Consider the following 26,999-nt stretch of genomic DNA (forward strand, 5'->3'; position numbering starts at 1 on the left):
GGCACAGCTGCACAGTCCCAGCGCACAGCAAAGCGGCCCCGGGATCATATCCCGGGGCCGCTTCTGCTCACTGCAGGATCAACCCTCAGCGAGGATCATCCCTCAGCGGTGATGTTCACTTCCCAGCGACGACCTGCAGGTCGACGGTGGCGGTCACATCGGCGTGCAGCTTCACCGTTGCGGTGTAGTTGCCGGTCGCCTTGATGCGCTCGGGGATCTCGACGGTGCGCTTGTCGATGGAGCCGAGGCCTGCGGCCTCAACGCCCTCAGCGACGTGAGCGGCGCCGACGGTGCCGAACAGACGACCGTTCTCGCCAGTCTTCACAACGATCTTGACCGGCTGGGACTGCAGCTTCTCAGCGATCTGCTGCGCCTCCTCGACGGTCGCGATCTCGCGGGCCTGACGGGCCGCGCGGATACGCTCGACATCCTTCTCGCCGCCCTTGCTCCACGTCAGTGCGTAGCCGCGAGGCAGCAGGTAGTTGCGTGCGTAGCCGTTCTTGACCTCGACGACGTCGCCGGCAGCGCCGAGACCGGTCACTTCCTGAGTCAGGATGAGCTTTGCCATGGTGTGTTCCTTTCCTTCCTCAGTCCGATCAGCCGCGGCCAGCGCCGGAGTAAGGCAGCAGGGCCACCTCGCGGGCGTTCTTGATCGCCTGAGCGATCTTCCGCTGCTCCTGGACGGACACGCCGGTCACTCGGCGTGCGCGGATCTTGCCTCGGTCGGAAATGAACTTCCGCAGCAGGGCGGTGTCCTTGTAGTCGATGACCTTGATGTCAGCAGCCTTCAGCGGGTTCGCCTTGGGCTTCGGCTTCTTCAGTTCAGCCTTTGCCATCGTGGTGCTCCTTCTCTGTATGGAGCCCGCACTGGGTGCGGGATGGTGAATAGATTCAGTGGTGCAGGATCAGAACGGGGGTTCGCTGCTGCCCGGGGTGTCCCAGCTTCCGCCGCCGGAGGGCTGTCCGCCCCACGGGTCGGCGCCGCCGTCGTTGCCCCAGCCGCCGGAGCTCTGCGCAGCACCGCCGCCGTTGAAGGAGTCGCCTCCTCCGAAGCCGCCGCCTGCTGCAGCACCTCCGCTGAAGCCACCGCCGCCGCCTCCACGGCCCTGGCGCTGGATGTTCGCCGTGGCGAAGCGCAGCGAGGGGCCGATCTCGTCGACGTCGAGCTCCCAGGAGGTCCGGTTCTCGCCTTCCTTGGTCTGGAAGGAACGGGCCTTCAGGCGGCCCTGGGCGATCACGCGGGTGCCCTTGGTCAGGGATTCCGCAGCGTTCTCAGCTGCTTCACGCCAGAGCGAGCAGCGGACGAACAGCGTTTCGCCGTCCTTCCACTCGTTCGCCTGCCGGTCGAAGAACCGGGGCGTCGAGGCGATGACGAAGTTCGAGACCGCGGCACCGGAGGGGGTGAAGCGGAGCTCGGGATCTGCCGTCAGGTTCCCGACAACGGTGATGATGGTTTCGCCTGCCATGCTCTGTACCTGCTTTCGAGTGGTGTACCCAGGTGTCGCCTGGTCAGGCGACCTTGAACTCTTCGGGACGGACGATCTTGGTGCGCAGGATCGTCTCGTTCAGACGCAGCAGGCGATCAAGCTCTGCCGATGCTGCGGGGGTGGCGTGGAAGTTCACGACGGCGTAGATCGCCTCGGTCTTCTTCTGGATCTCGTACGCCAGGCGACGACGTCCCCAGACGTCGATCTCGTCCACGGAGCCGCCGTCCTTCTTGACGACCTCCATGTACTTGGTGAGAGTCGGTTCCACAGTGCGCTCATCCACCTCGGGGTCGACGAGCACCATCAGTTCATAGTGACGCATGAGTGAACCCACCTCCTTCGGTCTTGCGGTCACGGGATTTCCGTAACAGGAGGTTCAATCGATCACGTAGATCTGCCCATCATGGGCAGACAACCCGGCAATCTTACCGCCTCTGAGGTGCTGCCGCGAACCTGCAGGTCAGACTCAGAAGGCACCCACAGCCAGCACCAGCGGAATCAGCGCGGCAGTGACCAGCACCGGAATCACCAGGGACACCACGCCCACATCCTTATAGGACTCACGGTGGGTCATTCCACACACCAGAAGCAGGGTGATGACCGCCCCGTTGTGGGGCATCGAGTCCAGTCCTCCGGAGGCCATGGCGGTGATCCTATGCATCGCCTCCATCGTGATCCCCTGGTCCGCGGCCATGGCCTTCAGATCATCGCCCAAGGCATTGAGCGCGATCGTCATGCCACCTGAGGCCGAACCGGTCACACCGGCGATCGTCGAGGTCGACACCGCCGAGGTCACCAACGCGTTCTCCGAGATCCCGAAGATCCCGTCGCGGATGATCGCGAAGGCCGCCAGGGAGGCGATGACTGCGCCGTAGCCCACCTCGGAGGCCGTGTTGAAGATCGGCATCAGCGAGTCCTTCGCACCCTGGGTCACTTCGGAGAGGATCCGGCGAAGGTTTCGGATGTTCAGCAGCAGGATGCTCAGGATCGCTCCGAGCATCGCGCACAGGACCGCCCAGACCCCGCTGCGCTCTCCCAGGCTGGTCTCATAGTCGCCCAGATAGTCCCAGTCCATGGCAGGGAACAGCAGGACCGTGCACCCGAAGTTGATCACGAAGACCAGCAGGATCGGGATGAACGGCACCAGATGGTTCGGCGGGGTCAGCGCCGGCGCCTGGTCGGCGTCGGGCTGTGCTGCGGTGCGCGGAGGTTGTGAACTCGAAACAGCGGCGCCGGGCCCTGCGGACTGGGTTCGGGCCGCGGCCGCGACGGCACGGCGCTCGGCGTCGGTGGGGTCGGGGAAGGCCTCCCCGGCCGCCGACAGACTGCGCTTGCGCCGCTCGAGCCAGAGCATCCCCAGGATGAAGATGACGGTGCCGCCGAGGATGCCCGCCCCGGGAGCGGCGAAGGTGTTGGTCTCGAAGGCCTGCCCCGGAATGATGTTCTGCACCTGCGGGCTGCCCGGCAGCGCGGTCATCGTGAAGGTCAGCATGCCGTGGGCGATGGCGCCTGGGATCAGCCGTCGCGGGATCCCCGCCTGACGGAACAGCTCCCGCGCCAACGGGAACATCACGAAGACGACGACGAACACGCTGATCCCGCCGTAGGTCAGCAGCGCCGTGGTCAGCACAGTGGCCAACATCGCACGCTTGGAACCGACCCAGCGAGTGATCACAGTGGCCAGATCGGTGGCGTAGCCCGATACGGTCATCAGCTTGCCGAAGATGGCACCGGTCAGGAACAGCGGAAAGTACTGCGCCACGAAGTCCGCCAGCGCCGGCATGAAGGTGTCGGTGTAGTTGACCAGCACCGGCGCCCCGGAGAAGAGCATGGCCACCAGAGCGCACAGTGGGGCGGCGATGATGATCGACATCCCGCGGTAGGCCAGGGTGATGAGCAGCGCCAGGGACAGCAGAATTCCGAAGAGACCGAGAATCACAGCTCCTCCTCAAGGGCATGCCTGTCCGGGGCCCGACGGCGCGCACGGCCGCCGGCCCCCGGTCGGCCGATCAGTGGGTGGGGAATCCGAGGCTGATCTGTGATTCGCTGGGCTCGGGCCAGCGTCGGGTGACCACCTTCCGCCGGGTATAGAAGTTGAAGGCCTCAGGTCCGTACATATGGGTGTCGCCGAACAACGAGTCCTTCCAACCGCCGAAGCTGAAGGCGCCCACCGGCACCGGGATCGGCACGTTGATGCCCACCATCCCGACCTCGATGTCGAACTCGAACTCGCGGGCGGTCTTCCCGTCGCGGGTGAAGACCGCCGTGCCGTTGGCGTAGCGGTTGGAGTTGATCAGCTCCACGGCCTCGTCGTAGCTCTCCACACGCACTACGGAGAGCACCGGACCGAAGATCTCATCGTCGTAGACCGACATCCCGGGCTTCACGTGGTCCAGCAGCGTGGGGCCGACGAAGTAGCCCTCCCCGTCGAAGGACCAGTCGCGGCCGTCCACCACGACCTCGGCCCCTTCCCCCGCGGCGCCGGCCACATAGCCGGTGACCCGCTTCAGGGCCTCCGCGGTGATCAGCGGCCCCATCTCGGAGCTGGGATCGGTGCCGTCTCCCACGGTCAGCCTACGGGCGCGGTCGCGGACCTTCTCCACCAGCTCATCGGCGATATCTCCGACGGCGACGGCCACAGACACTGCCATGCACCGCTCCCCCGCGGACCCATAGGCTGCGCTGACGGCCGCGTCCGCGGCCGAGTCCAGGTCGGCGTCGGGCATCACGACCATATGGTTCTTAGCTCCGCCGAGGGCCTGGACCCGCTTGCCCTGCTGCGCGCTGCGGGAGTAGATCTGTTCGGCGATCGGCGTGGAGCCCACAAAGGAGACCGCGCTGATGCCCTGATGATCCAGCAGCCCGTCCACCGCGGTCTTATCCCCGTGGACCACATTGAGGATGCCATCGGGCACCCCGGCGTCCTTGAAGGCCTGCGCCAGGAAGACTGCCGCCGAGGGATCGCGCTCCGAGGGCTTGAGGATCACTGCATTGCCCGCGGCGACGGCGGTCGTGACCATCCACAGCGGCACCATGGCCGGGAAGTTGAACGGGGTGATGCAGGCGACGACGCCGAGCGGCTGGCGCACCTGGTGGACGTCCAGTCCGCCGGCCACCTGTTCGGCATATTCACCTTTGAGGTGATGCATCAGGCCGGTGCAGAAGTCCACGTTCTCCAGTCCGCGGGTGATCTCGCCGTCGGCATCGGAGAGCACCTTGCCGTGTTCAGCGGTGATCAGGGCGGCCAGCTCCCCGCGGCGCTCCTGGAGGATCTGCCGGAGGGTGAACATGATCTGGCTGCGCTTGGCCAGCCCGGTGCTGCGCCAGGCCTTCTGAGCCTCGGCGGCTGCAGCCACCGCTCTCTCCACTGTGGCCGCATCGGCCAGGGTCAGCTGAGCAGCCTGCTGGCCGGTGGCCGGGTTGTAGACGGGGGCGTGCCGATCGGCGTCGGTGACGGTCTCACCGGCGATCACATGCCCGATGGTGGGCAGGGTGGCGACATCGTCCGCTGCGGGGTTCTCTGCGGTCTGCGTCATGATGTGTCCTCTCGTCAGGCGGCGTCGGGGATGTCGCTCTCCGGCGTGTAGCCCGGGGCGGCCCCCTCCGGGGAGACGTATTTGGTGATGAGCGTGCAGTCCTTATGGCCCAGGCCCTCATCGGCGAGCGCCTGCAGCTGGGACTTGGCCAGCTCCGCGGCGGTCAGCCGCAGATCGGCCTCCGTACCGGCCTGGGTGGCCAGAGTGAGGTCCTTCAGGGCGAGGTCGGCGCGGAAGGTGGCGTCATAGTTGTTGTTGGCCGCCGCGCTCTCAACGATCCCCGGCACCGGGTACCAGGTCTTCTGTGCCCAGGACTGGCCTGAGGACACCGAGACGATGTCCCAGAAGACCTTCGGGTCCAGGCCCAGACGTTCGGCCAGCTGAGAGCCCTCGGAGGCGGCCATGATGCTGATGCCCAGCATCATGTTGTTGGCCAGCTTGGCGGCGATGCCGGCGCTGGCACCTCCGGCGGGGAAGGTGTTGCCGGCCATGGGCTCGATATAGGGCAGGGCCTGCTCCACGTCCTCGGCGCGGCCGCCCACCATGAAGGTCAGCGTGGCGGCCTCCGCTCCGGAGATCCCGCCGGAGACGGGGGCGTCCACAAACCGGAGGCCGCGGGCCTCAGCCTCCCGGTGGCACCAGCGGGAGGTCTCGAAGTCCACGGTGGAGCTGTCGATCAGCAGCGTGTCCTGGGAGGCATGTTCGAAGATCCCGCCCTCACCGGCGTAGACCTCGCGGACGTGCTGGCCGGCCGGGAGCATGGTGAAGACGACGTCGGCGCCCTGGACCGCCTCGGCGACGCCGGAGACGGGGGTGACACCGCGCTGCTGGGCGTCTCTGAGGCTGCGTTGGTCCAGGTCGACGCCGCGCACGCTGTGGCCGGCGTCGACGAGGTTGCCGGTCATGGGTCCGCCCATATTGCCCAGGCCGATCCAGCCGTAGTGGGTTGGTTTCTCGGTCATCGCTGATCACTCCTGACGTGCTGGCGCTGTTGTGATGTGGATCACGCTAGTAGGCGGATCGTGTCGGATGAAGGCACAGTGGACCGGGGATTTTGCACCCATGGTGTGCATCTATGCACACTGAGGCTATGAATGCACCGGATCGCCGTGTGATGACCGACCATCTCGATGAGCTCATGACGCTGCTGGCCGTGGCCCGGCTGGGCCGCTACACGACGGCCGCCGACTCGCTGGGCGTCAACCACTCCACCGTGTCCCGCCGGATCAGCTCCCTGGAGCGGGTGCTCGGCGGGCGCGTGATGCTGCGGGGGACCTCCGGCTGGGCGCTGACAGACCTCGGGCAGCGCGCGGTGGAGGCCGCGGAGAAGATCGAGGAGGCGATGGGTGGACTGACCGACCATGAACAGGACCACGCCGCCTTCACCGGCACCGTGCGTCTGGGCGCCCCCGACGCCTATTCGGTGCATATCGCGGCGCCGGCCATGGCCGGACTCCTGCACCGCTATCCCCAGCTGAGCATCGAGAACATCAGTGCCACCCAGCGGGCCCGGCAGGTGCGCTCAGGGTTGGACCTGGAGGTGGTCGTGGAGAAGCCGGAGATCCGGCATGCCACCGCCTCACATCTGACCGACTACGCGCTGCGGCTCTACGCCACCCGGGAGTACCTGGAGCGAAACGGCACTCCGAGGACGGCGTCGGAGCTCTCTGCGCACCCGCTGAACTACTACGTGGAGTCCATCCTCACCGTGGATGACCTGGACCGCGCTGTGGCCCGCCTGCCGCGGATGCGCCGCGGCGTGGCCTCCACCAACATCCTCGCCCATGTCACCGCCACACTGGCCGGGGCCGGCATCGGCCTGCTGCCCGACTATGTGGCACAGAAGGACCCCCGGCTGCATCCGGTGCTGGCTGAGGAGATCGCCCATCCGCTCTCCTACTGGGCCGTCATCCGCCCCGACGCGATGCGCAATCCCGCTGTGGAGGCGGTGTACCGCGCCCTGGCAGAGGCGGGGCCGGCGGTGCACACGCAGATCGCCCCAGGCTTCTCCTGAGAATCGGCGATTTCGGCTGATTCTCAGGAAGAACCCGGGGCGATCCGGGCGCGCAGCGAGCGCGAGTCAGCCCAACCAGCTCAGCCGAGCTCAGCGGTGAAGAAGCTGCGCACCGCACGGGTCAGGTACACCACGTCCTCGACGCCGCACATCTCCCGTGCCGAGTGCATGGACAGCAGCGGGATCCCCACGTCCACCGTCCGGATCCCCAGACGGGTGGCGGTGATCGGGCCGATGGTGGAGCCGCAGGGGATGTCGTTGTTGGAGACGAACTCCTGGGTGGGCACGCCGGCGTCGCGGCAGACCCGCGCCCACATGGCCGCGCCGGGAGCGTCGGTGGTGTAGCGCTGGTTGGCGTTGATCTTCAGCAGCGGACCACCGTTGGGCAGCGGGCGGTTGGCCGGATCGTGCCGCTCAGCGTAGTTGGGGTGCACGGCGTGACCGGCGTCGGAACTCAGGTGCCAGGATGCGGCCAGGGCCTGCGCCCGCTGGGTGACGGTGGCACCCAGGCCCGCATAGATCCGACCGAGCACCTCCTCCAGGAACGGTCCGGCCGCACCGGAGCGCGACGCCGACCCCAGCTCCTCGTGGTCGAAGGCCGCTAACATGGGGATGACCTCACCCGACGCCGCCTCCTCGGCAGCCTGCTCCAGCGCCACCACCCCGGCGTGGACCGAGGAGAGGTTGTCCAGACGCCCCGAGGCGAAGAACTCACCTTCAGCGCCGAAGACCCCCGGCTGCTGGGAGTCGGCCACGACCACGTCGTAGCCGTCCACCTCATCAGCTGCGACCCCGGCGGCGTCGGCGATCACCTTCAGCACGTCTGCCTCGGCGGCCTCCTGCGCGGATCCGGCCAGGCTGAGCACCGGCGTGGTGTGGGCCTGCTTGCCCAGCTTCAGTCCTTCGTTGACCTGGCGGTCCAAGTGGATGGCCAGCTGAGGGATCCGCGCCACCGGGCCGGTGGCGGCCAGGTGGGTGGCGCCGTCGCGGGTCACCAGCCGGCCGGCCAGGCGCAGCTCGCGGTCCAACCAGGAGTTCAGCAGCGGGCCGCCGTAGACCTCGGTGCCGGCCTGCACCCAACCGTGGGAGAGGACGGTGGACCGGGGCTTGAGCTTGAAGCCGGGAGAATCGGTGTGGGCGCCCAGGACGCGGACCGGGGTGGTCGGCGTCGCACCCTCGGGAACGATCCAGGCGAGCACTGCGCCGTCACGGACCAGCACGTAGCGGCCGGGACCTGCGGATTCGGGGGCGGCGGACCAGTCCTGGTGCTCGCCCAGCTGGGTGAATCCGGCGGCCACCAGGCGCCGCGCCACGGCCTCGGCGGCGTGGTAGGAGGAGGGGGACTCCATGACGAACCCGCCCAGATCCTCGACCAGACGGTAGGTGCTCTCCGGTGATTCAGCGCTGTTGCTCATGAGCTCCATCCTATGCACGCTCCCTGCTGCTGGGGCGGGGAGGCCGGAGACTCACTGCTCCCCGGGCTTGCGGGGGCCGCGCGGAGGTTCGGCGGGCACACCCTCGCGGAAGCGCTCCAGCCGGAAGTCCTCCAGCAGCGGCTCGGCATGCCCCAGCACCTCCGAGGCCACCGCCCGGCCCAGGAAGGGTGCCAGGGTGACCCCGCTGTGGGTGGCCACCGCGTACATCCACGGCACACCGGGCACCGGGGAGGCGATGGTCTTGCCGTCGGCGGGCATGACGCGCTGACCCACTACGATCTCCTCGATCTGCGCGCCGGCGGCATCGGGCAGCACCGCGCGCAGACGGCGGAGGAATTCGGCGGCCAGTTCACTGTCGGGGCCGGAGACATCGCCGGGATCAGCGGTGACGTCCAGGTCCAGGGCCTGAAGCAGGAGGCGGCCGCCGCCGTCGGGACGGGCGTTGAGCCAGGGAGAGGTCAGCAGTCGCTGCAGGGGATGCGGCACCGCGGTGGTGCGGGCCAGATAGCCCACGGTGACATCCCCGGGCTCCTGGAACTCGGCCAGCGGCACCTCGACGCCGGCCGCGGCGGCCAGCCCCCCGGTCCAGCGGCCGGCAGCCAGGACCACCTGATCGGCCTCGAGGCTGCGGCCGTCCTCGAGCTGGACCGTCACGGGGGCCGCCGCTGAGCTGTCAGCGTTGGGTGAGCCGCCGCCGTCTGGCGCTGCGAAGCCGGCCACCCGCGCGCCGGTCAGCAGCGTGCCGCCGGCCTGACGCAGTCGGTGCAGCGCCTCAGCCAGATAGCGCAGCGGGTAGAGGTAGGCTTCCTCGCGGAAGAGGATCATGGCCCGGGGCTGCTCCGGCAGGACCAGCCCGGGCTCGAGCTCGCGCACCTGCTCGGCGCTGAGGTCCTCCACCTGGTGTCCGCGGGCCTTCAGCGCCTCAGCACGACGCCGCACATCCTCCTCATGCGCGACATCGGCGGCGATCTCCAGGTGACCGGTGGGCAGGAACCAGGTTTCGGCATCCTCGCTGCGCCGTCCGGCAGGGGCCGCGGCGAACTCACGGTGGGCCAGCAGCCCGGCACGGTTGATGGCGTAGTAGCTCTCCGGCTCCTTGCCGTTGGAGTTCACCCAGGCATAGGAGGTGGAGGTGGTGCCTGCACCGGGGGTCTCAGCCTCCAGCACGGTGACCTGCGCGCCCTGCTCGGCCAGGTTCAGACCGATGGAGGCGCCCACGATTCCCGCCCCCACCACAACGATCCGCTGGGGCCCGGCTGCGCCGCCACTCGCTGCAGCCGCCTGGTCCTCCGAAGCTGTCATGGACCGGAGCATAACGCCGAGCTCAGTTCACCAGACCGGTCTGATACGCGTAGACCACTGCTTGGACGCGGTCGCGCAGGTGCAGCTTGGTGAGGATGCGGCGCACGTGGGTCTTCACCGTGGCCTCGGAGAGGAAGAACTTCTGTGCGATCTCGGCGTTGGAGAGCCCCTCGGCCACGGCGAAGAGCACCTCTGCCTCACGCTGGGTGAGCGCCTCCCGAGGTGTGCCGTCCTCCAGCGCCCCCGAGATCTCCGCACCGGTCGGCGTCGTGACCGCCGGGGCTGCCGCCGGAGCCTCCGCGGGTGCCTGGCCGGAGCCCTCGGACCTGCGCACAAAGGTGTCCAGCAGGCGCTGGGTGATGCGCGGGGCGACCACCGCATCCCCTTCGGAGACCACGCGGACGGCGTCGACCAGATCCTCCGGGGCGACATCTTTGAGCAGGAAGGCGCTGGCGCCGGCCTGCAGCCCAGAGAAGGCGTATTCGTCCAGGTCGAAGGTGGTCAGGATGATCACTCGGATCTCCGGGTTGGCCTCCACGGCGCGGCGGGTGGCCTCGATCCCGTCCATCCGCGGCATGCGTACGTCCATGAGCACCACGTCCACCGGCTGATCGGGCCGCTGCAGGACCTCCAGGGCCTCCATGCCGTCGGCCGCCTCGGCCACGACCTCCAGATCCTCCTCGCCCTCGAGGATGAGCCGGAAGCCCATGCGCAGCAGATGCTGATCGTCCACGAGCATGACGCGGATGGGCTCGCGGCCCTCAGTAGGCTCGTGACTCTGAGTGGTCTCCATGTTCCGTCCCTCTTCCCTCTCCGTCTGATTGTCGCGCAGATGTCGCAACAGCGGCCATATCGGCGTCTTTCCGACACTTGCGGGCCAACTGAACCGCCACACCGGCCGCCGCCGCGCCCACGCTCACTGCGGCGGCTCCAGCACCGCCCGCACGGTCCAGCCGCGCTGATGCCTGGGCCCCGTGTAGATCGACCCGTTGTAGAAGGCCACACGTTCTCCCATGCCGTGGATCCCCTGCCCGGATCCCACGGACTCGGCCCGCTGCCCGCCGCTGCTGGGCAGGCCGTCGTCGCTGATGGTCAGCACCACCTGTCCCCCGCGGCACATGCCCAGCGCATCCTGCTCCTCGCGGCTGAGACCCTCCTCATCGGTGAGCCGCTCGGACTCCTCCTCGCTGAGCCCGGTGTGGTGCTCCACCCGGACCTCCACATGGGTGACCTGCCGGCCGTAGCGCAGCACATTGGTCAGCGACTCCTGGATGATCCGGTGCACCGTCAGTCCGAAGCCGGTGTCATCGGGAAGCGGCGGCCCCACTGTGGTCACCGTCAGCGGCAGCCCCGCCTGCCGGAAGCCCTCGTAGAGCTCCTCCAGGGTCTCGCGCACCGGCCCGCGCTCCTGCTCACGCGCCTGGGCCACATCATCTCCGCGCTTGAGCACTCCGATCACGCGGCGCATATCCCCCAGCGCGGTCCGCCCGGTCCCGGAGAGCTCCTCCAGCACCTCGGCGGCGCGCTCGGGGTCCCGCCGGACCACCACACGGGCGCCGTCGGCCAGGGAGATCATCACCGAGAGTGAGTGGGCGACCACATCGTGCATCTCCCGGGCGATCCGGTTCCGCTCCTCCACCTGGGCCATCTGCTGGGAGCGCTGGGCCCATTCCAGGACCTCGCGCTGGTGCTCCCGGCCCCGCCGGACCGCAGCCCCGATCCCGGCGGACATCCCACAGAACAGCAGCATCACCGGTGCGGCCGTCCAGAAGAAGGCGGAGGTGGTCACCGGGTCGCCCATGGACTCCACCACTGCGGAGGTCCCGTACTGAGCTTCCCAGGTGGAGACCCGCAGCGCCGGCGCATAGGAGAAGGCCCATACGGCCCCGGCCACGGGCAGCGCCCATCTCAGCCCCATGGTCAGACCCACGCAGTACAGCGCGAAGCACAGCCCGATCGCCTGCGCGTTGTGCCAGGGGTAGATGGTCATCGCCGAGGCCTCGGCAACGGCCACCGCCGCAGTCACCATCAGCGGCGCCCGCTGCCGGAAGAGCAGCAGAACCGCGATCAGCAGGTTGAGGCCGAGGATCAGCCAGCCGCGATCAGCGATATCGACGAAGAGGATCCGCACATTGCTCACCGAGAGCAGCAGATAGACCACCACCACGACGCCGTTCATCACCCTCGGGTGCCGGCGGAACCATCCGCGCACACCACTGCGCCGGACGATGCCGAGCTCGTTCCAGTCCTTCAGCGGCTGGTTCTGCCCGGCATCGTCCGGCGCTGTGGTCCTGCCGGTGCTCATCTGTCTGAGACTACCGGTGTGGACATCACACGTCCCGCTTGGCGAAGGCCAGCCAGCCCAGGCCGAAGGGCACGGCGGTCCAGATGACGGTGGCCACGGCACCCACCGAGGAGGACGGGTTGGAGTCCCCAGGCAGTGACAGGCTCATCAGGACGCTGTTGTACTCATACTCCAACAGCACCTCCAGCCAGTCCTGACCGGCCGTCTGCCACAGGATCGCCAGCACCATCTGCACCACGAAGAGCATCACGGTCAGCAGCACGATGCCGCCGGCGGAGCTGCGCAGCAGCGCACCCAGGCCCAGTCCGAAGAGGGCGCAGGAGAGGATGCCGGCCACCGTGCCGCCGTAGATCTGGGCGACGTCGGAGTCGGTGAAGGGGCTGCCCAGAGACAGCGCATCGGCAAACATCACTGCCACCACGTGGGCGAACAGCATGGCGATCACTGCCACCGCGGCCACCACCACGAACACGGCCACGGCCTTAGCCAGGTAGAGCATGCCGCGCCGCGGCACTGCCGCCAAGGAGGAGCGCACCGCTCCGGAGGTGAACTCGGTGGTCATAGCGATCACGCCGAGCGCACCGAGCAGCAGCATGGCGAAGAGGCCGCCGGAGGCCACGCCGGAGGCGACGGTGGAGGCCGACATCCCTCCGAAGGCCTCATCGACGCCGAAGCCGTCGTCAGCGCTCAGCGCCTGCAGGCTGGCGGCCGCAGCACCACCGATGAGGACGAAGAGTCCCACCGAGATCAGCGAGAGCCAGAACGTGGTCCGCAGCGCCAGCAGCTTGGCGAACTCGGAGCGCAGAACTCCGAAGAAGCTCAGCCCGCTCAGCGAGGGATCGGTGTCGAAGCGGGGCTGCGCCTGCTCAGGGGAGGTTCCTTGGGCGATGTTCACGTTCATGACAGGCCTCCTGACCGGTATTCCACCTCGTCATTGGTGAGCTGCATATAGGTCTCCTCCAGGGAGGACTGCAGCGGAGTGAGTTCGTGCAGCGCGGCTCCGACCTCCAGGGCCCTCTGGCCCACAGTCCGGGGATCCAGCCCTGCGACCTCGAAGGTCTCGGCGTCGCGGCTGGTCAGGGTGACCTCCGGGGCCGAGAGAGCGTTCATCAGGGCGGTGGCCTGCTCGCTGCGCACCAGCACCCGGCCGGGTCCGCCGGAGTCGATGATGTCCTGGATGGGCGCATCGGCGATGATCCGGCCGCGGCCCAGGACCACCAGGTGGTCGGCAGTCTGAGACATCTCGCTCATCAGATGGGAGGAGAGGAACACGGTCCGCCCCTCGGCGGCCAGCTGTCGGCACATCTGCCGCACCCAGCGCACACCCTCGGGGTCCAGGCCGTTGACCGGCTCATCGAAGATCAGCGTGGCCGGATCCCCCAGCAGTGCGGCGGCGATGCCCAGCCGCTGGTTCATGCCCAGTGAGAAGCCCTTGATCCGCTTCTTCGCCACGGCCTCCAGCCCGGTCAGTTCGATGACCTCCTCCACCCGCTTGGCGCCGATGCCATGGGTGGCGGCCAGGACCTTCAGGTGCTGGCGGGCCGTGCGCCCCGGGTGGGTGGCGCCGGCGTCGAGGACTGCCCCGACCTCGCGCAGCGGGGCGCGATGCTTCTCGAAGGGCCGCCCGTTCACGGTGACGCTGCCCGCGCTGGGCCGGTCCAGGCCCATGGCCATACGCATCGTGGTGGACTTGCCCGCACCGTTGGGCCCGAGGAAACCGGTGACCCGGCCGGGCTGTGCGGTGAAACTGATGCCGTCCACAGCGGTCTTGGACCCGTAGGTCTTCCGCAGGTTCTCCGCGGTGATCATAGTGAGCTCCTTCCCACGCTTCCCAAATTACGCAGGCCCAGGGCTCACAGCACCACCCCTGAGGATGAACTCACACTCCGTCTTTGGGGTGAGAGCGCCTCAGCCCTGCCGACTGCTCCCATAGGTCACCGCACGCACCAGCCCCTCCATCGGGCCGCGGCGCAGATGCTTCATCCACAGTCCGGAGAGCACCAGCTGGGTCAGCCACAGGGTGACCACGACGCCGCCCACGGCAGCAGCACTCAGCTGCCCGGCCAGTCCCAGGCCCAGTCCGGAGAAGATCAGGGCCAGCACCAGCGACTGACCCAGATAGTTGCTCAGCGACATCTGTCCGGCCGGGGCGAGCCAGTCGGTCAGCATTCGGAAGAATTCGCTGCGCAGGATCAGCAGTGCGGCGATCACGTACCCGAATGCCTGGACGGGACCGGCCAGGAAGATCAGCGTCTGACCCACCAGCTCTCCGGCGGGGTCCTGTGCGGAGCTGGCTCCGGCAGGCTCGGTGGAGCCCGGCGGACCCCAGAGCATCTGCGCAGCCGCCCAACTGATCATCAGACCCAGCATCAGCGCCGGAACCATCCACAGGGTCAGCCGGGCTGTGGGGACCTCTCGGCGCAGGGTCCGTTCGATCAGTTGGGTCCGGCCCACGGCCAGTCCGATCAGGAAGGCGCCGAAGGCCATCGGACCCTGGCCGAGCAGCACATTGGGCAGCACCCAGGCATATGCCTCCAGCTGGAAGTCCAGATACGAGGGCAGTCCGCCGGCATAGGCGGCTCGGGCCGCCTCCGGGTCCCCCGCGGCCGCGGCTGAGAACCCATTCCCACTCAGGGCCAGGTAGGTATCGACCAGCAGCAGCAGCGGCAGGCCCGCCAGCAGCACGACGCCGAACAGTACGGCCCAGCGCGGCTGCACGCGGCGCAGGGCCAGCAGCAGGCAGCCCAGGATCGCGTAGGCCAGCAGGATGTCTCCGCTGAACAGGAAGACCCCGTGGAGGACTCCCAGCACGGCCAGCGCGGCGAAGCGCCGCAGGGACCTGGCCACCTCCCCTGCTCCTGCCCGCTGGGCCGAGGTCCACTGCCAGACGAAGGAGAGCCCGAACAGGAAGGAGAAGACCACATAGGCCTTGCCCTCGATGAGCAGCGTGGTGGCGAAGGAGACCAACTGATCCGCCGGGGTGTCCCGTGAGGCGCTGCGCCATCCGTGCTCCAGGAACTCCGGTTCGGCGAAGTACCAGACATTGGCCGCCAGGATGCCCAGCAGGGCCAACGCCCGAAGGGCGTCCACCTCACACAGACGCCGCATGGATCAGGCGGCCGCCGGTGTCGGCGCCGCCGGGGTGCCGCGGCGTCCGCGGGAGATGGTCTGCAGGATGACGGCAACCGCCATCAGGGCCAACCCGCCCCCAGAGATCATCGGCTCCGGGTAGATCAGCAGGACGCCGGCGATCATCAGCAGCGCACGCTCCCACCAGTTCGCCCGGGTCAGCAGATATCCGGCCAGGCCGGAGGCCATGGAGACCAGTCCCACTATCAACGTGCCCAGGGCCAGCAGCAGCTCAGTCACCGTGCCCTGCAGCAGCAGGGCCGGCTCCAGGATGAAGGCGTAGGGGATCAGGAACCCCGCGAAGGCGATCTTCAGAGCCGCCACACCGGCAGCCATCGGATTCGCGTTTGCGATACCAGCGCCCGCATAGGCGGCCAGACAGACCGGCGGTGTGATGTCTGCCAGGATGCCGAAGAAGAACACGAACATATGAGCCGCGATCAGCGGCACATCGAAGTTCGTGTAGAGGATCGGCGCTGCGACAGTCGCGGTGACCACGTAGTTGGCCGTGGTGGGCAGACCCATGCCCAGCACGATGCAGGCGATCATCACGAAGAACAGCAGCAGCAGGAAGTTGCCTCCGGCCAGATTCATCAGACCGCTTCCCAGCTGTCCGCCGAGACCGGTGGAGGTGACCGTGCCGGCCACGATGCCTGCACTGGCACAGGCCGCGATCACCGGCAGAGCGGTGCGCGCACCGGCGATGAACATCTCGATCACCGCGTGGATCAGAGCCAGCAGCAGCTTGCCGGTCTCCACCCAAGGACTCTTTCCCTCGGCCACGCCTTGGCGGATCACCGGGAGAAAGTGCTCGAAGATCGCGCGGATGAGGCTGATCGCGAGCGCGGTGCCGATGCCGAACAGGGCTGCGCGCATGGCGCTCATCCCGGAGAGCAGAGTGGACATGATGACCACCAGCGGCAGCAGCATGTCGATGCGTGTCAGCAGGGAGCGCCAGGCGGGCAGAGCCTCCGGGGACATGCCCTTGAGGCCGTTGCGCTTGGCCTCGAAATGGACGCTGAGCATGGCTCCCAGGAAGTAGAGCCCGGCAGGGACGATCGCGATGACGATCAGCTCGTTGTACTCCAGCTCAGGAATGTTCTGGGCCATGATGAAGGCCGCCGCACCCATGATGGGTGGCATCATCTGCCCTCCGGTGGAGGCGGTGGCCTCGGTGGCCGCTGCGATGTGCGGCTTGAAGCCGGCCCTCTTCATGATCGGGATGGTGAAGGAGCCGGAGGCCACGGTGTTGGCCACCGAGGAGCCGGAGATCATGCCCTGCAGACCGGATGCGGCGATGGCCGCCTTGGCCGGTCCTCCTGTGAAGCGGCCCGCAGCACGGAAGGCGAGATCGTTGAAGAACTGGCCGATGTTGGTGCGGATGAGCACCACCGCGAAGAAGAGGAACAGAAAGATGAAGTTCGCGGAGACCTGGATCGGCGTGCCGAAGATGCCGGAGCCGGAGGACAAGAAGGTATTGGTGGCGAACTCGCCCCAGTCCTGCCCGCGGTGGGAGAAGATCGGGGAGTTGTCGCCGTAGACGGCGTAGAGGATGGCAAGGCCCGCGATGATCACGATGGGCAGGCCCACACAGCGGCGGGTGGCCTCGAGGATCAGGGCGACGCCGACCAGCGCGACGATGATGTCCCAGTCGTCATAGCCGAGCATCTGGACCCGGTTTGAGACAAGATGCTCGTAGTTGAAGAAGATGTAGGTGCTGCAGTAGATCGCGGCGGCTGCGAGCAACACGTCGTACCAGGCCACCCCGCGATGGCGGCCGGAGAGCAGGTTCCGCAGGGTGCTGCTCTCCGGGCCCGCCGAGCGCAGAAGGCCCCGGGAGGCGGGGTAGAGCAGGAAGATCAGGGAGGCGGCTCCTGCCACGTGCAGGGAGCCGTGCATCCACGTGTTGTACGGGCGGTAGAACGCCGAGAACAGGTGGTAGGCGGTGAAGGCGACCGCGAGTCCCCCCACGAGCCACCCCCACCAGCCCAGTTCCGTGCGGAACCGGCTGGAGATGTCGTGCTCGCGGAGGATCTCGTCGGCCTTCTCCTCAGAGGCTGCCCCGGGCTTCACGTCTTCCGGGAAGGCGTTGGCCCGGGACTGCTCTATAGGAGACGTGCTCACGGAATTTCGATGTCCTGCTCTTCGAAGTAGCGCTCAGCACCGGGGTGCAGCGGGATGTCGCCGATGCCGTACAGAGCCTCTTCGATGTCGATGGAGGCACCCTGGTCCACGGTGATCTGGTCGACGTTGTCGAACAGCGCAGAAGTGATCTCGTAGGCGAGATCCTCAGAGACCTCATCGGTGGAGGCGATCAGAGCGGCGAAGACCGACAGGGTGGTGACGTCCTCCTCAAGGAAGTCATAGGCATCGGACTCGATGGTGTAGGCCTCGTAGAAGCCCTCCTCAGCCATCTCCTCAGCGTCGCCCTCGTCCACGGACAGCAGGGAGACGTCGGTGGACTGGGCCAGCTCGGTCAGGGACGCCACCGGCACACCCACCACGAACAGAGAGGCGTCGATCTGTCCGTCGGCCAGCATCTCGGTGGAGTCGCCGAACTCGGTCTCCTCCGCGGTGTAGTCGACGTCGTAGTAGTCGAGGATGGCATCGGAGATGGCACGGGTGCCGGATCCCACGTCGCCCACGGCGATGGTGGCCCCGTCGAGATCCTCGATGGACTCGATGCCTGCATCGTCGCGGACCACGATGTGCATGGCCTCGGGGTAGAGGTTGGCGATCCAGCCGAAGTTGTCGATAGCCTCGCCGTCGAGATCGTCGACGTCGCCGTTCATCGCATCAGCAGCGGTGTCGTTCTGGCTCAGGCCCAACTGTGCCTGGCCCTGGTGGATCTGGCCGAGGTTCTCGGCGGAACCGCCGGTCTCGACGTAGTTCACGGACGCCTCGGTCTCGCTCTCGAAGATGGTGGAGAGCTCGCCGCCCAGCGGATAGTAAGCGCCCCCGGTGCCGCCGGTGGCGAAGGTCAGGTCATCGGTGTATTCGGCGTCGCCGTTGCCACCCTCTCCATCACCATTGCCGCATGCGGCCAGTGCCAGCAGCGCGGCGGTGGCCGCTGCGGCAGTCGCAGTCTGTCGGATCCTCATGGTCGTCTCCTCTTCAGGTGGAGTTCCCCGGCCGGTGGTGTCCAGCCGGCGAGTGTGACTGAAATCCTACACAACTGCCTCATAACACAGAGGTTACAATCCTCCCCTCCTCTCCTCAGGGCGCGACTCAGGGACGTCGGCGCGCACCACATCGCGTTCAGGCCGCCGGATGTCCAGGATCACCTGGAGCATGATGTATCCGGTGGCGGCGAACTGGGCGATCACCGCCGCCATGAAGATCCCCTCCCCCAGCGTGTGCTGCGGGACGGCCTCGGGCTGCTGACCCAGGAAGTACATCCAGATCGCCCAGAAGTGCAGAACCTGGAACACCTGCCAGATGAGTGCGTCCCGCCAGCGCGGGCATGCCAGGGCGATCAGCGGGACCAGCCAGATCATGAACTGTGGCGAATAGACCTTGTTGAAGATCATGAACGCCGCCACGATCAGCAGCAGCAGCTGAACCATGCGGGGCTCCTCCGGGGCACACAGGCCCAGGGCGAGCACGGCCAGGCAGCAGAGCAGGAACAGGGTGAAGCTCCAGAAGGAGACCTGATCTGCGGTGAGACCCTGTCCGTCGGCCAGCAGCCAGACATGCCAGACCGACGAGTTCCCGGCACCACGCTGGGCCGAGTAGGCGTAGAACTGCTGCCAGGAGTCCCAACTGGCGAGCATGGCCGGCAGGTTGATGATCAGCCAGCTGCCGGCGGCACCAGCGGCGGTCAGGCCGAGCTCACGCAGTCCCACCCGCCCGCTGGAGCTGCGCCCGCCCAGCAGTCCGCGCCGGACAAGCTCATGCCGCAGCGCGAGGACCAGGACGGCCCCCAGCAGGAACAGCGGAAAGATCTTGAAGGAGACCCCGACGCCGACCATCACCCCCGCGCCCAGGTGGCGGCCGCGCACGTGGAAGAGGATGGCCAGGGCCAGAGCGCCAGTGGCCCAGAGGTCCCAGTTGATGCCGGCGCCGAAGAGGATGGCGGGAGACAGGGCCACGATGGCCGCATCCCAGGGCCTGGGCCGGGAGGAGGGCCCGGCGTCGCGTCCGGCGGTACGCATCACGGTGAGGACCAGCAGGATCCAGACCCCGGCCATGAGCAGGAAGCTGATGTCCCAGTGGAGCAGCTCGGTGCGTGCGCCCCAGTAACCCACTGAGAGGGCGTCCAGCACGTGGGTGAACACTGCAGAGATGGCGGCCACCAGGCCGGTGAGCACCGGGTATTCGAACCAGTGCTCCCCGGAGAAGGGCGCCCAGGGGTTCTGGTCCAGTTCGCGGGCGGAGTAGAGGGCGGCGATGTCGGAGTAGCAGCCGTAGAGGTTCATGCCGTCGCCGGCCCAGCCGTTGACCCGGCACCACTGCATGGACAGAGCGGAGAGCAGGATCATGCCCACGGTCATGGCGACCAGGACCCGGGGGACGCTCCAGAAGCGTGCGGACGTGCCGGCGCCGGGACGTCTCAGCCGGCGCCCGGCCGGACCACCGGCGCGCTCACTGAGGTGCGCGAGGAGTGGATCGTCCTGGGTGGGCGCGACGTACTCATCTCGCGATATGGTCCTCGTCACCATCCTGGGGTCTCCTCGATTAGAGTGAGCCTCATCCGAACGCCTCCTACCTAGACTCTGAGGAGAGATGAGCTTGGCCTCAAACCCTATCCGTGTCGCGATCGTAGGTGTGGGAAACTGCGCCTCCTCCCTCATCCAGGGAGTGGAGTACTACAAGGACGCCCCTGACGATCAGCAGGTCCCCGGACTGATGCATGTCCGCTTTGGGGATCACCACATCGCCGACATCGAGTTCGTGACCGCCTTCGACGTCGACGCCGCCAAAGTCGGCCTGGATCTCTCGAAGGCCATCGAGGTCTCGGAGAACAACACCGTCCGGATCGCCGATGTCCCGCCCACCGGCGTGGAGGTGCTGCGCGGCCCCACCCTGGACGGACTGGGCCGCTACTACCGGGAGATGATCGACGAGTCCCCAGCAGAGGCTGTGGACGTCGCCGCCGTCCTGCGGGACGCCGCCGTCGACGTCCTGGTCTGCTACCTGCCGGTGGGCTCCGAGGAGGCGGCCAAGTTCTATGCGCAGGCCGCCCTGGACGCCGGCGTCGCCTTCGTCAATGCGCTTCCTGTGTTCATCGCAGGGGTGCCCGAATGGGCCGAGAAGTTCGAGCAGGCAGGAGTCCCGATCGTCGGAGATGACATCAAGTCCCAGATCGGGGCGACGATCACCCACCGGGAGTTGGCGCACCTGTTCGAGCGGCGCGGCGTCATCCTGGACCGCACGTATCAGCTCAACGTCGGCGGCAACATGGACTTCAAGAACATGTTGGAACGCGACCGGCTGGAGTCCAAGAAGGTCTCCAAGACCCAGGCCGTCACCTCCAACACCTCGGCTGACCTTCAGGACAGGGACGTGCACATCGGCCCCTCCGACTATGTTCAGTGGCTCGATGACCGCAAATGGGCCTACGTACGCCTGGAAGGCCGCAACTTCGGCGACGCCCCGGTATCCATCGAATACAAGCTGGAGGTCTGGGACTCCCCGAACTCCGCCGGGGTCATCATCGACGCCGTCCGGGCGGCGAAGATCGGACTGGACCGCGGCATCGGCGGCCCGCTGACCTCCGCCTCGAGCTGCTTCATGAAGTCCCCGCCGGAGCAGCTCCACGACGCCGAGGCCCACGAGGCGGTGGAGGCCTTCATCCGCGGCGAGCTCAAACGGTAGGACCCGAGCCCACTCCGGCTCAGTCCTGTTCCGCCCACCACTGCTTGAGCAGGGCCACTGCTTCCTCCTCCTGAACCGGACCGTTCTCCATACGGTGCTCGAGCAGGTACTGGTAGGCCTTGCCCACTGTGGGGCCGGGCGAGATCTCCAGGATGGACATGATCTGCTGACCGTCCAGATGAGGCCGGATCCTGTCCAGCTCCTCCTGCTCGCGCAGGGCGGCGATCCGGTCCTCCAGATCGTCATAGGCGTGGTCCAGACGGGCGGCCTTCTTCCGGTTCCGGGTGGTGACATCGGAACGGGTCAGCCGGTGCAGGCGCTCCAGCTGGTCACCGGCATCGGTGACATAGCGGCGCACGGCGGAGTCGGTCCAGCCCTGATCTCCGTAGCCGTAGAAGCGCATATGCAGCTCCACCAACGTGGTGACCGCCCTGATGGTGTCCTTGTCGAAGCGCAGGGCCTGCATGCGCTTGCGCGTGAGCTTGGCGCCGACCACGTCATGATGGCGGAAGCTCACCCCGCCGCGGGCCTCGAAGCGACGGGTCTTGGGCTTGCCCACATCGTGCATCAGAGCGGCGAAGCGCAGGATGAAGTCCGGGCCAGGGACCGGGCCGTCGGCGTCGGTCTCCAGGTCAGCGGCCTGCTCCAGCACCTTCAGCGAATGCTGATAGACGTCCTTATGCCGGTTGTGCTCGTCATCCAGACGCTTCAGCGCAGGGACCTCCGGCAGCACGATCTCAGCCAGGCCGGTCTCCACCAGCAGGTCGACGCCGGCGCGCGGATGATCACCGATGATCAGCTTCACCAGCTCCTCGCGCACCCGCTCGGCGGAGACGATGGAGATCCGATCGGCCATCGCGGTCATCGCCGCACGCACTCTCTCAGCCACGTCCAGTCCCAGCTGGGAGGCGAAGCGAGCTGCCCGCATCATGCGCAGCGGGTCATCGGAGAAGGACTCCTCCGGAGTGGCGGGGGTGCGCAGCTGGCCGGCGGAGAGGTCGCGGACGCCACCATGCGGGTCCACCAGCTCGAAGCTGGGGAGCCTCAGGGCCATGGCGTTGACGGTGAAGTCTCGACGGACCAGGTCATCTCCCAGGTCGCGGCCGAAGCGCACCTCGGGCTTGCGGGACTCAGGATCATAGGCCTCGGCCCGGTAGGTGGTCACCTCGATGGTGTCATCGCCCTTGCGGATGCCGATGGTGCCGAAGTCCCGGCCGATGTCCCAGTGGGTATCGGCCCAGCCGGAGACTGCGGAGATGATCTCGTCCGGCGTCGCGTCCGTGGTGAAGTCCAAGTCCGGAGAGGTGCGGCGCAGGAAGAGGTCACGCACCGGTCCGCCGACCAGCGACAGCTCGAATCCTGCGGCGGCGAAGACCTCGCCGAGCTCGACGACGACATCCGGCAGCCACGCGCCGTCGGGGAAACCAGAGGGAAGGTAAGGCATAGCCCTCTCAGTTTCCCACACACCGGCACCATGGCAGCCCTCAGGGAGCCGAGGCCGCCTTCGAGCAGAAGGAGTCGGCACTGGTCAGAACGGATCATGGAACAACAGCGTTGCCCACGCCGATTAGAGTAGTGGGTATGACCAGTTCGGGAACCGAGGGTGAACGGCAGACGCCCCTGACGGCGTCGATCGGTGCTGCCCGTACGCCGTCGCGCTCCTCCCGCCGTCCTCCGGTGCCTCACCCTCCGCGCAGCCGCGGTGTGCTCCCCACTGTGGAGGAGGTCAGCGCCGGCGGTGTGGTCATCCGTCCGGCCCCTCAGGGCTTCGACGCCGCCATCATCGCCCGGTACAACCGCGGCGGCCGTCTGGAATGGTGCCTGCCCAAGGGTCACCCCGAGGGCGAGGAGAACCATGAGGAGGCCGCCGTCCGCGAGGTGGCCGAGGAGACCGGCATCGAGGGCTCCATCCTGACCAGCCTGGGCAGCATCGAATACTGGTTCACCGTCCCCACCCACCGGGTGCATAAGACGGTCCATCACTTCCTGCTGGAGGCTGTGGGCGGAGAGCTCACCACGGAGAACGATCCCGACCATGAGGCCGTGGACGTGGCCTGGGTGAATCTGGACGAGCTGGAGCGCATCCTCTCCTTCCCGAATGAGCGCCGGATCGTGAGCCTCGCCCAACAGGTCATCCAGGACTCGCTCTGACGGCTCCGCTATAGTCCTCCCCGATGACACAGACTTCCCCCGCAGACCGGACGGCCGCGGATCAGCAGGATTCCGACGCCGGCCGGTCCCCCCACGCCGAGGCCACAGCCAACCCGAACTCCCACCTGCCCAAGGACGGCATGGCCAAGGCCAGCGCCGTCATGGCAGCAGGTACGCTGCTCTCCCGCGTGCTGGGATTCGTCCGGACGGCTCTGCTGGCCGTGGCCATCGGTCAGACCACGCTGATCGCGGATGTCTTCGAGAAGGCCAACACCATCCCGAACGTGATCTACCTGCTGCTGGCAGGCGGCATGTTCAACGTGGTGCTGGTCCCCCAGCTCATCAAGGCCGCCAAACGCCCGGACCGCGGGGCCGACTACACCTCCCGGCTGCTGACTCTGACCACGGTCATCCTGGCGGCCTTCACCCTGCTGCTGACGGCCATGGCCTATCCGATCGTCATGGCGCTGACCCGAGGATGGTCCGAGCCCATGCTGGTCCTCGGTGCCGCCTTCGCCGCCTGGACCCTCCCCCAGATCTTCTTCTACGGGTTCTACGCCGTGGTGGGCCAGATCCTCAACGCCAACGCCAAATTCGGCTGGTACATGTGGGCCCCGGTGCTGAACAACATGATCGCGATCACCGTGATCATCAGTTTCATCGTCACCTTCGGCAGCTACTCCGCCGCCGATGACCAGATGGTCGAATGGACCACCCAACAGACCGTCTGGCTGGCCGCCGGGCACACCGCCGGCATCATCGCCCAGGCGCTGCTGCTGCTCTGGCCGCTGTCCAAGCTGGGCATGAAGATCCGGCCCAAGTTCGGCATACGCGGCATGGGACTGAAGACCACCGGAAAGATCGCCGCCTGGACGCTGGTGGCCATGATCATCGGCAATGTCGCCAATCTGCTCTACTTCCGGCTGATCTCAGGGGCCACCGCCGGCCGTGAGGAGGTCGAGGCCCAGGGCATCTCGCCGGCCTCCATCCCGGGCGAGACCTCGGCGAACATCGCCGAGCTGATGGTGATCCTGCCGCATTCGGTGTTCGTGCTCTCCATCGCCACCGTGCTGTTCAACCAGCTCTCCCGCTCCATGGACCTGGGCCATATGGACCGGGCCCGTGAACTCGTCAACGAAGGCCTACGGATCTTCGCCATCCCGGTGATGTTCTTCATGATCGCCATCCTGGTGCTGGCGGGCCCGCTGGGCCGCATCTTCGGCGGCTCGGCCGCCGATGCCCATCTGGCCGGCGCCGCCGTCGGACAGCTGCTGGTCCTGCACGCCCTAGGCATGCCGTTCCGCTCGGCGAACTTCTACCTGCTGCGCGTCTTCTACGCGGCCGAGGACGCCAAGACCCCCATGTTCATCTACGCCGCCATCGCGGCGGTGGGCCTGACGGTCACCCACGTCTCGGCACAGTTCCTGCCGAACTATCAGGTTCCCTTCGTGGTGGTGGGCATGTTCAGCGTGCTGCACATGCTCCAATATGTGATCTGTCACGTGCTGGTGGTCCGCCGCTGGGGCGGATTCAGCTTCGGCTCGGTGCTGGCCGCCTACTCGCGCTCGGGTGCCGCAGCCGTGGTGGCCGGCGTCGCCGGTGCCGGTGTGCTGTGGCTGCTGGGCGGCTACACCTGGGGCTTCGCCTGGGGTTCGATCGGCAGCGCGCTGGTGACCTGCGCTGTGGTCGGCGTCGTGATGGCCGTGGTCTTCGTGGTGGTGCTGCGCAGCCTGAAGGTCCGCGAGTTTGACGATTTCATCCAGCCGCTCGCCCGGCGTATCCCAGCTCTGGGCAGGCTCAGCCGGTAGGCTGTGACCTGATATCCCACAGATCTCCAGGAGGACAAGTGGCGCAGCCGTTCGGCGTCGGCGATGTAGTGGGTGGGCGATACCGCATCACCCACCATGTGGTGACCTCGGCGGATCAGGACATCGTCTTCCAGGCCACAGACGAGGTCCTGGACCGCGAGGTCAGCATCCTGCTCGCCTCCAGATCCAATGCCAAGCAGGTCGCGACCTCCGCCAAGGAGCTCGCCACCGGTGAGCGCGATTCTGCCGTGCAGGTCCTGGACCTGGGCCTGGCCGATGAGCGCACCTACCTGATCTCCGACCAGACGGATCCCAACCTCCTGCTGGACCTGGTGGTGCCCGACGCCGCCCCCTATGTGGAGCCCTTCTTCACCGACTCCCTCGGTCAGGAGATCTTCGGCCAGTCCCGCGTGATGGAGCCGGAGACCTACGAGGACGACGTCGAGTACTACGCCCGCCTGCACGACGGCCTGGGCGAGGACACCGGCACCCAGCCCCTGGAGGACGAGGACGGCAAGCCCCGACGCCGTCGCCCCGCCTTCCTGGACAAGGTCTCGGACTCGCTGAACAAGCGTCTGGGCACAGACCGCGACGCCGACCGCATCCCGCCGGCCGGTGCCGCCGCACAGCAGGTGGACGCCTCTCAGACGGCCGCTGTGGCCGCCGGCGCACCCGGCGCCCTGACCCTGCAGTCGGATATGGAGCTCGTGGAGATCGGCCCGGAGGCTGACAGCCAGGAGACCTTCGAGGCCAGCACGGATCCCTCGGCGCCCTTCTCGGCGCGGGATGGTGCTGGCGCGGCTGCTGGTGCCGCTGAGACTGAGGCGCCGAGCGCCGAGGAGCAGGACGGCGAAGTGGTCGAGGTGATGCCCTCGGTCCCCATGGACACTGTGGCCGCACAGGCCGCCGCCCCAGCTTCCGAGCCGGCCAGCGCGGAGGACTTCCTGGCCGAGGGCGAGGAAGTCGTCGACGATCCGCCGCAGGAACCGGTGGCCGAATACGATCAGCGCCCCGCGCCCGCCCCAGCACCGGCCGATGCCGCCGGGCTCTCCGGCGAGCGTGAGTCGGAGGCCCTGGCCGGGCTGAAGGCCATGGACCCGGAGAACAGCAACGAGGACGCCGGCCGCGAGGGCGGTCAGGGATCGCTGGGCACCAAGGAGGGTGCGAGCAGCTTCACCGGGGTGATCAGTGCTGTCCCGCCGCAGGCCCGTTCTTCCTTTCCCTCGTCCTCCGGCGCGGAGGACGCCCCGGAGGACGAGCAGCTGAGCTCCGCTGCCGGCTCAGGCGCCGGAGCAGGTGCTGACGGGGACACCGGCTTCCAGGACGAGAAGCCCACCCCGCGCCGCTGGCTGGGCGTGATCAGCCTGGCCGCGATCATCGCAGTCATCGCCGTGTCCGCCTTCTTCGCCCTGACCGGCGGAGAGCCCGACGAGACGGCTCAGGAGGCCCCTGCAGAGGACGAGGACGCCGCTGAGGGTGCCGATGAGGGCGAAGGCCAAGCCGAAGGCGAGGAAGGCGCCCAGCAGGGCGAGGAGCAGGCTGAGCAGGACACTCCCGCTCCCTCGGTCACCGAGATCACCCGCTCAGTGCCGGACTCCACCGACCTGGGCTCCGACAATGACGTGAACTTGGGCAATATCCACGACGGCGACACCGGCACCACCTGGAGCCCCGGCTCCTATGGTTCGGCCGCCTTCGGCGGATTCGCATCCACCATGTACCTGGTGGTGGAGCTGGAGGAGTCCGCACCGGTCTCCGCTGTGACGGTCAACCAGGACGGTGAGACCTCCGGCGGCACCTTCGACGTGCTGGTCAACGATCAGCCCAGCACCGAGGGCGCTGAGACCGTGGGCGACGGCAGCTTCGAGTGGTCGGAGACCACTGTGGAGCTGGAGGAGGGCGCTGAGGGCCAGTACGTGCTCATCGCCATCGACGAGCTGCCTCAACACACTCCGCCGCCGGTCGCAGGGCTGCCCTACACGTTGAACCTGGCACAGATCACCGTGGAGTGAGT

The 26,999-nt window shown here is 67.5% G+C and carries 23 protein-coding genes; 5 read left to right on the forward strand and 18 right to left on the reverse strand.

The genetic code is table 11. The features are described 5' to 3' along the window. Positions 1–115 precede the first annotated feature (115 nt). From rplI to mmsB, 7 genes are all read right to left on the reverse strand, one after another. A complete protein-coding gene (gene rplI, locus IEW85_RS00200; RefSeq protein ID WP_188681975.1) occupies positions 116–568 on the reverse strand; it encodes a 50S ribosomal protein L9 in 453 nt (150 codons plus the stop codon). Between the two features lie 28 nt (positions 569–596). Beyond that, positions 597–836 carry a 30S ribosomal protein S18 gene (gene rpsR, locus IEW85_RS00205; protein ID WP_044495657.1) on the reverse strand — a complete coding sequence of 80 codons (240 nt, stop codon included), beginning with the start codon at positions 834–836 and terminating at the stop codon, positions 597–599. A gap of 69 nt (positions 837–905) precedes the next feature. Next, positions 906–1,466, reverse strand: coding sequence for a single-stranded DNA-binding protein (locus tag IEW85_RS00210; protein WP_188681976.1), 561 nt, complete (start codon positions 1,464–1,466; stop codon positions 906–908). 43 nt (positions 1,467–1,509) lie between these two features. Further along, complete coding sequence (gene rpsF, locus IEW85_RS00215; RefSeq protein WP_188681977.1) at positions 1,510–1,809, reverse strand: 30S ribosomal protein S6; 300 nt, start codon at positions 1,807–1,809, stop codon at positions 1,510–1,512. A 144-nt stretch (positions 1,810–1,953) separates the two neighbouring features. Then, the gene (locus IEW85_RS00220) at positions 1,954–3,426 is read right to left on the reverse strand and encodes a GntP family permease (RefSeq protein WP_188681978.1); all 1,473 of its coding nucleotides are present in this window, start codon (positions 3,424–3,426) and stop codon (positions 1,954–1,956) included. A 70-nt stretch (positions 3,427–3,496) separates the two neighbouring features. Continuing rightward, a complete protein-coding gene (locus tag IEW85_RS00225) occupies positions 3,497–5,023 on the reverse strand; it encodes a CoA-acylating methylmalonate-semialdehyde dehydrogenase (protein ID WP_188681979.1) in 1,527 nt (508 codons plus the stop codon). A gap of 14 nt (positions 5,024–5,037) precedes the next feature. Continuing rightward, positions 5,038–5,985, reverse strand: coding sequence for a 3-hydroxyisobutyrate dehydrogenase (gene mmsB, locus IEW85_RS00230; RefSeq protein WP_188681980.1), 948 nt, complete (start codon positions 5,983–5,985; stop codon positions 5,038–5,040). Positions 5,986–6,113: 128 nt separating this feature from the next. Here mmsB and IEW85_RS00235 point away from each other — a divergent pair, with 128 nt between their 5' ends. Next, entirely contained in the window at positions 6,114–7,037 is a 924-nt protein-coding gene (locus IEW85_RS00235) for a LysR family transcriptional regulator (RefSeq protein ID WP_229658667.1), read from the forward strand. Between the two features lie 80 nt (positions 7,038–7,117). On the opposite strand, the gene IEW85_RS00240 is transcribed toward IEW85_RS00235, so the two are convergent. The 10 genes from IEW85_RS00240 to IEW85_RS00285 all read right to left on the reverse strand — a co-directional run bounded on the left by IEW85_RS00240 (position 7,118) and on the right by IEW85_RS00285 (position 19,702). Next, positions 7,118–8,452, reverse strand: coding sequence for a M18 family aminopeptidase (locus tag IEW85_RS00240; RefSeq protein WP_188681981.1), 1,335 nt, complete (start codon positions 8,450–8,452; stop codon positions 7,118–7,120). Between the two features lie 51 nt (positions 8,453–8,503). Continuing rightward, positions 8,504–9,775: an NAD(P)/FAD-dependent oxidoreductase gene (locus IEW85_RS00245; RefSeq protein WP_188681982.1), complete on the reverse strand. Its 1,272-nt coding sequence runs from the start codon at positions 9,773–9,775 to the stop codon at positions 8,504–8,506. A gap of 22 nt (positions 9,776–9,797) precedes the next feature. Continuing rightward, positions 9,798–10,568, reverse strand: a complete 771-nt coding sequence (locus IEW85_RS00250) for a response regulator transcription factor (protein WP_188681983.1) — start codon at positions 10,566–10,568, stop codon at positions 9,798–9,800. A 123-nt stretch (positions 10,569–10,691) separates the two neighbouring features. Continuing rightward, a complete protein-coding gene (locus tag IEW85_RS00255; RefSeq protein WP_188681984.1) occupies positions 10,692–12,080 on the reverse strand; it encodes a sensor histidine kinase in 1,389 nt (462 codons plus the stop codon). 25 nt (positions 12,081–12,105) lie between these two features. Further along, entirely contained in the window at positions 12,106–12,981 is an 876-nt protein-coding gene (locus tag IEW85_RS00260; protein ID WP_188681985.1) for an ABC transporter permease subunit, read from the reverse strand. Continuing rightward, positions 12,978–13,889 carry an ABC transporter ATP-binding protein gene (locus IEW85_RS00265; RefSeq protein WP_188681986.1) on the reverse strand — a complete coding sequence of 304 codons (912 nt, stop codon included), beginning with the start codon at positions 13,887–13,889 and terminating at the stop codon, positions 12,978–12,980. Before IEW85_RS00265 ends, IEW85_RS00260 begins: the two co-directional genes overlap by 4 nt. A gap of 99 nt (positions 13,890–13,988) precedes the next feature. Then, positions 13,989–15,170 carry a DUF418 domain-containing protein gene (locus IEW85_RS00270; protein WP_188681987.1) on the reverse strand — a complete coding sequence of 394 codons (1,182 nt, stop codon included), beginning with the start codon at positions 15,168–15,170 and terminating at the stop codon, positions 13,989–13,991. Between the two features lie 21 nt (positions 15,171–15,191). Beyond that, positions 15,192–17,333 carry a TRAP transporter permease gene (locus IEW85_RS00275; protein ID WP_229658668.1) on the reverse strand — a complete coding sequence of 714 codons (2,142 nt, stop codon included), beginning with the start codon at positions 17,331–17,333 and terminating at the stop codon, positions 15,192–15,194. Then, entirely contained in the window at positions 17,330–18,310 is a 981-nt protein-coding gene (locus IEW85_RS00280) for a TAXI family TRAP transporter solute-binding subunit (RefSeq protein ID WP_188681988.1), read from the reverse strand. The genes IEW85_RS00275 and IEW85_RS00280 overlap by 4 nt, the downstream gene beginning before the upstream one ends. Before the next feature lie 93 nt (positions 18,311–18,403). After that, a complete protein-coding gene (locus IEW85_RS00285) occupies positions 18,404–19,702 on the reverse strand; it encodes a glycosyltransferase family 87 protein (protein ID WP_229658669.1) in 1,299 nt (432 codons plus the stop codon). 238 nt (positions 19,703–19,940) lie between these two features. On the opposite strand from IEW85_RS00285, the gene IEW85_RS00290 reads away from it, so the two are divergent. Beyond that, a complete protein-coding gene (locus IEW85_RS00290) occupies positions 19,941–21,026 on the forward strand; it encodes an inositol-3-phosphate synthase (protein WP_188682449.1) in 1,086 nt (361 codons plus the stop codon). Positions 21,027–21,045: 19 nt separating this feature from the next. Here the strand turns inward: IEW85_RS00290 and IEW85_RS00295 are convergent, their stop codons facing one another. Next, on the reverse strand, positions 21,046–22,470 hold the full coding sequence (locus IEW85_RS00295) for a CCA tRNA nucleotidyltransferase (protein ID WP_188681990.1): 1,425 nt from the start codon (positions 22,468–22,470) through the stop codon (positions 21,046–21,048). Positions 22,471–22,607: 137 nt separating this feature from the next. On the opposite strand from IEW85_RS00295, the gene IEW85_RS00300 reads away from it, so the two are divergent. From IEW85_RS00300 to IEW85_RS00310, 3 genes are read left to right on the forward strand one after another with little or no spacing between them, the layout of a single operon-like run. Next, positions 22,608–23,177, forward strand: coding sequence for an NUDIX hydrolase (locus tag IEW85_RS00300; RefSeq protein ID WP_188681991.1), 570 nt, complete (start codon positions 22,608–22,610; stop codon positions 23,175–23,177). Between the two features lie 23 nt (positions 23,178–23,200). Beyond that, complete coding sequence (murJ, locus tag IEW85_RS00305) at positions 23,201–24,985, forward strand: murein biosynthesis integral membrane protein MurJ (protein WP_188681992.1); 1,785 nt, start codon at positions 23,201–23,203, stop codon at positions 24,983–24,985. 38 nt (positions 24,986–25,023) lie between these two features. Continuing rightward, the gene (locus IEW85_RS00310; RefSeq protein WP_188681993.1) at positions 25,024–26,997 is read left to right on the forward strand and encodes a hypothetical protein; all 1,974 of its coding nucleotides are present in this window, start codon (positions 25,024–25,026) and stop codon (positions 26,995–26,997) included. Positions 26,998–26,999 lie beyond the last annotated feature (2 nt).

The sequence above is a fragment of the Nesterenkonia cremea genome, assembly GCF_014642675.1.
Lineage (GTDB): Bacteria > Actinomycetota > Actinomycetes > Actinomycetales > Micrococcaceae > Nesterenkonia > Nesterenkonia cremea.

Bases quoted from the DNA above. Each gene is read 5' to 3' on its own strand.
- rpsF (WP_188681977.1), bottom strand. From the start codon at position 1,809: ATGCGTCACTATGAACTGATGGTGCTCGTCGACCCCGAGGTGGATGAG.
- murJ (WP_188681992.1), top strand. From the start codon at position 23,201: ATGACACAGACTTCCCCCGCAGACCGGACGGCCGCGGATCAGCAGGAT.
- rpsR (WP_044495657.1), bottom strand. From the start codon at position 836: ATGGCAAAGGCTGAACTGAAGAAGCCGAAGCCCAAGGCGAACCCGCTG.
- IEW85_RS00240 (WP_188681981.1), bottom strand. From the start codon at position 8,452: ATGAGCAACAGCGCTGAATCACCGGAGAGCACCTACCGTCTGGTCGAG.
- rplI (WP_188681975.1), bottom strand. From the start codon at position 568: ATGGCAAAGCTCATCCTGACTCAGGAAGTGACCGGTCTCGGCGCTGCC.
- IEW85_RS00255 (WP_188681984.1), bottom strand. From the start codon at position 12,080: ATGAGCACCGGCAGGACCACAGCGCCGGACGATGCCGGGCAGAACCAG.
- IEW85_RS00295 (WP_188681990.1), bottom strand. From the start codon at position 22,470: ATGCCTTACCTTCCCTCTGGTTTCCCCGACGGCGCGTGGCTGCCGGAT.
- IEW85_RS00235 (WP_229658667.1), top strand. From the start codon at position 6,114: ATGAATGCACCGGATCGCCGTGTGATGACCGACCATCTCGATGAGCTC.
- IEW85_RS00245 (WP_188681982.1), bottom strand. From the start codon at position 9,775: ATGACAGCTTCGGAGGACCAGGCGGCTGCAGCGAGTGGCGGCGCAGCC.
- IEW85_RS00250 (WP_188681983.1), bottom strand. From the start codon at position 10,568: ATGGAGACCACTCAGAGTCACGAGCCTACTGAGGGCCGCGAGCCCATC.
- IEW85_RS00265 (WP_188681986.1), bottom strand. From the start codon at position 13,889: ATGATCACCGCGGAGAACCTGCGGAAGACCTACGGGTCCAAGACCGCT.
- IEW85_RS00225 (WP_188681979.1), bottom strand. From the start codon at position 5,023: ATGACGCAGACCGCAGAGAACCCCGCAGCGGACGATGTCGCCACCCTG.
- IEW85_RS00260 (WP_188681985.1), bottom strand. From the start codon at position 12,981: ATGAACGTGAACATCGCCCAAGGAACCTCCCCTGAGCAGGCGCAGCCC.
- IEW85_RS00285 (WP_229658669.1), bottom strand. From the start codon at position 19,702: ATGACCGTGGGCATGATCCTGCTCTCCGCTCTGTCCATGCAGTGGTGC.
- IEW85_RS00300 (WP_188681991.1), top strand. From the start codon at position 22,608: ATGACCAGTTCGGGAACCGAGGGTGAACGGCAGACGCCCCTGACGGCG.
- IEW85_RS00280 (WP_188681988.1), bottom strand. From the start codon at position 18,310: ATGAGGATCCGACAGACTGCGACTGCCGCAGCGGCCACCGCCGCGCTG.
- mmsB (WP_188681980.1), bottom strand. From the start codon at position 5,985: ATGACCGAGAAACCAACCCACTACGGCTGGATCGGCCTGGGCAATATG.
- IEW85_RS00210 (WP_188681976.1), bottom strand. From the start codon at position 1,466: ATGGCAGGCGAAACCATCATCACCGTTGTCGGGAACCTGACGGCAGAT.